Source organism: Pseudoxanthomonas sp. LjRoot204_2, assembly GCF_056175765.1.
The window spans coordinates 1-2,962 of sequence record NZ_JBGFFG010000411.1 but is presented as its reverse complement, the minus strand read 5'-3'; the positions used below and the strand labels follow the sequence as shown (position 1 = coordinate 2,962).

Genomic DNA, 2,962 nt, shown 5'->3' with positions numbered 1-2,962 from the left:
ACTACCACCAGCAGGCGCAGGTACAGGCCCACCCAGTCGCGCAGCGTCGTCGCGTCGTACAACGCGGTCTGGTATTGCACCTCCAGCACCAGAGCCCCGGGCGTCTGGTGCCAGTAAAAACCCAGTTCCCAGGCGGCGGCCGAACGCGGAAGCACGTTCAACGCGCAGCGCACGTCTTCCATGCGCAGCTTGTCGAGCGACGGGGCCAGGGTGAAGATGGATTCCAGCAGCAGCATGCGCCCCGCGTGCCGCGGCAGTTGGAGCGCATCCACGATGCGTCCGAGCGAAGTGTCCTGGTGATCCGCCGCCTCCGCCAGGCGGGCCTGCACCTGTCGCGCCAGCGCTTCGAGCGGGGCGGCCGGGTCCACCTCCACCCGCAGCGGCAGGGTGTTGTCGGTATCGCCCACGACGCGCGCGCCACCGCCGCGTGCCGCACCGGCGAAAGGAATGCCGCAGACCAGGTCGGTCTGTCCGCTCAGCCGATGCAGCAATGCGAAGTACGCCGACAGCAGCAGCGCGAACCGCGTGGTGCCGGTATCGCGTGCGCGCTCCCGGATCTGCTGCCACCGCGCCACGGGCAGCTCCACCGTGAAACTGGCGGCGTCGAAACGGATCCGCGCAGGCCTGGGCCGATCGGTGGGCAGCCGCAAGGGTTCCGGCAGCGTGGCGAACCGCGCGCGCCAGTACGCCAGGCTGCGCGCGCCTTCGGGCCCGTCGCGACGCGCGCGTTCTTGCCGCACGAAGTCGCTCCAGCGATCCGCAGCCGGAATGCGTGCACGCGCCTCGGGCGTCGTCGCGTTGTAGTGGTCCATCAGGTCCTTCAGCACCACCCGCATGGACCACCCATCCATCACCAGGTGATGCGCGGCCATGAACAACCGATGGTGGTCGGGCGCGAACGCGTACAGGATGCCCCTCACCAGGGGTGCGACCGCAGGATCGAACGGTGTCGCGCGCCACCGGCGGCACGCGGCGGCGTAGGCGGCTTCCGCGTCGTCCACGGCGGACAGGTCTTCGACCTGCAGCGCCACCGCGCACTGCGGCTGGTAGAACTGCTCGGTACCGTCGCGCGAAAACGCGACCGCCAGCGCCTGGTGCCGCGACACCACCTCGCGCAGCGCATTCTCGAAGCGCGTGCGATCCAGCGGCCCATCCATCACCAACTCGAAGGCTTCCCCGAACGCCAGGGTGGCCTCGTCGCTGTAGCGGCTCCCCAGCCACTTCTCCGCCTGCGCATCCGTCAACGGAAACCGGAGGTCACCCGCATGCCCTGCCCCTGGTGCATCTTTCCGCAAGAATGGCCTCCTGATGCACATTCCTCCCTTTGCCTTCGAGTATAGGCAAATGTGAGACGTGCGACCCGGTTTGGCGTCTTGCAGTGTTGACGGGGACGCCGCGCCATGGCGTCTACTCGCTCCCCAGACGACACGCTGGCTGCGGCCATGTCGTTCGTGAAGGTGTCCTTCACGATGCTGTGGGCGGGCTGTATACCAGCGCCCATAAAGCGCAAAAACGTGAATCAGGTTTGAATCCGGCCAGAAGCGATTCGCCGATCCGTGAACCAATCGGCAGCGCCACGCATAACGTCGTATAGACTGGCCATCGGACAGGGGGTCCCCGTTTTTCGATACACAACGGCCGACAGGAGCCGTTCTAGATGACTGCATCCCGCATTTTGTCCCCCCGTAGCCTGCTGGGCCTCGTGCTGGTCCCGCTGGGCCTGGTCGCTTCGGCCGCCCACGCCCAGTCGCTGGGTGTCTGCAACTCGTTCTACACCTCCGGCTTCTCCCTCGCCGAGGGCAAGGTCAATCCGGCCATGCCGGCGCTGGGCAAGCCCGCCAAGGGCGCCGTGTTGAAGGAGCCGAACTTCAACACCTGCCTGGTCCGTGCCACGGACCATGCCGTCGAGCCGCCGAGCACCTTCGCCCGCAACGACTACTCGCGCCGGCAGGCGTTCAACGCCGACAACACCTATTTCATCGTCTACTCGAACGATGGCTGGTGGCACCTCTACAACGCCAACACCCTGGCGCACGTCCGCGCGCTGTCGCCCAAGGTGGCCAACGCCAACGTGTCCTCGGCGTACCACATGGCCGGCGATGCCGAGCCGCAGTGGCACCCCACCAATCCCAATATCCTGTACTACCTGCCCACTAACGGCGGCACCACGCTGCTGTCGCTCGATGTGCGCACCAACACGCACACGGTGGCGGCGGACTTCAACGGCAAGCTGCCGTCGTGGGCGTCGACCGCCGCCCACATCTGGACCAAATCGGAAGGCTCGCCGTCGGCTGATGGCCGGTACTGGGGCTTCCAGGTGGAGAACAGCAACTTCGGCCTGCTGGGCTACATCGTGTGGGATCTCCAGCAGAACCGTCTGGTCGGCAGCCGCCAGGACAGCAACCGCCCCGATCACTCCAGCATGTCCGCCTCGGGTCGCTGGTACATCACCTCGTCCGACGACACCGGCACGTGGGCGTGGTCGCCCGACTTCACCCAGAAGAAGAAGCTGCACGCCAAGAGCGAGCACTCCGACATGGCGCTGGGCCCGAACGGCCAGGACTACTACGTGTCGGTGGACTACCAGAGCTCGGCCGGCGATGTGTTCTTCACCGACGTCGACGCCTGCCCGGCGGTTGCCGCCAGCGCCACGACGGCGCCGGTCTGCCCGCGCACCGTGCTCTTCCCCAGCTACGCCAACGGTGCCGCGACCGCGATGCACTTCTCCGGCAAGGGCTTCAGCAAGCCGGGCTGGATGGTCTGGAGCACCTACGCCACCACCGGCGCGCGCGATGGTTCCTGGCCGTGGTTCACCAACAAGATCTACGCCGTGGAACTGAAGGCGAACCCGCGCGTGTATGCGCTGGGCTATACGCGCCGCGCCGAGTCCGCGGGCGGCTACTGGTCCGAGCCGCACGCCTCGGTGAGCCGCGACTTCACCCGGATCGCGTTCAACAGCAAC

The 2,962-nt window shown here is 67.0% G+C and carries 2 protein-coding genes; one reads left to right on the top strand and one right to left on the bottom strand.

Annotation, left to right across the window (positions count from 1 at the left end; translation table 11 throughout):
• Positions 1 to 1,244: condensation domain-containing protein (locus AC04L7_RS15695; protein ID WP_475513370.1), on the bottom strand; the 1,244-nt coding region annotated here is incomplete at its 3' end.
• Between the two features lie 413 nt (positions 1,245 to 1,657).
• On the opposite strand from AC04L7_RS15695, the gene AC04L7_RS15690 reads away from it, so the two are divergent.
• A partial coding sequence (locus AC04L7_RS15690) for a hypothetical protein (RefSeq protein ID WP_475513369.1) occupies positions 1,658 to 2,962 on the top strand: 1,305 nt, incomplete at its 3' end.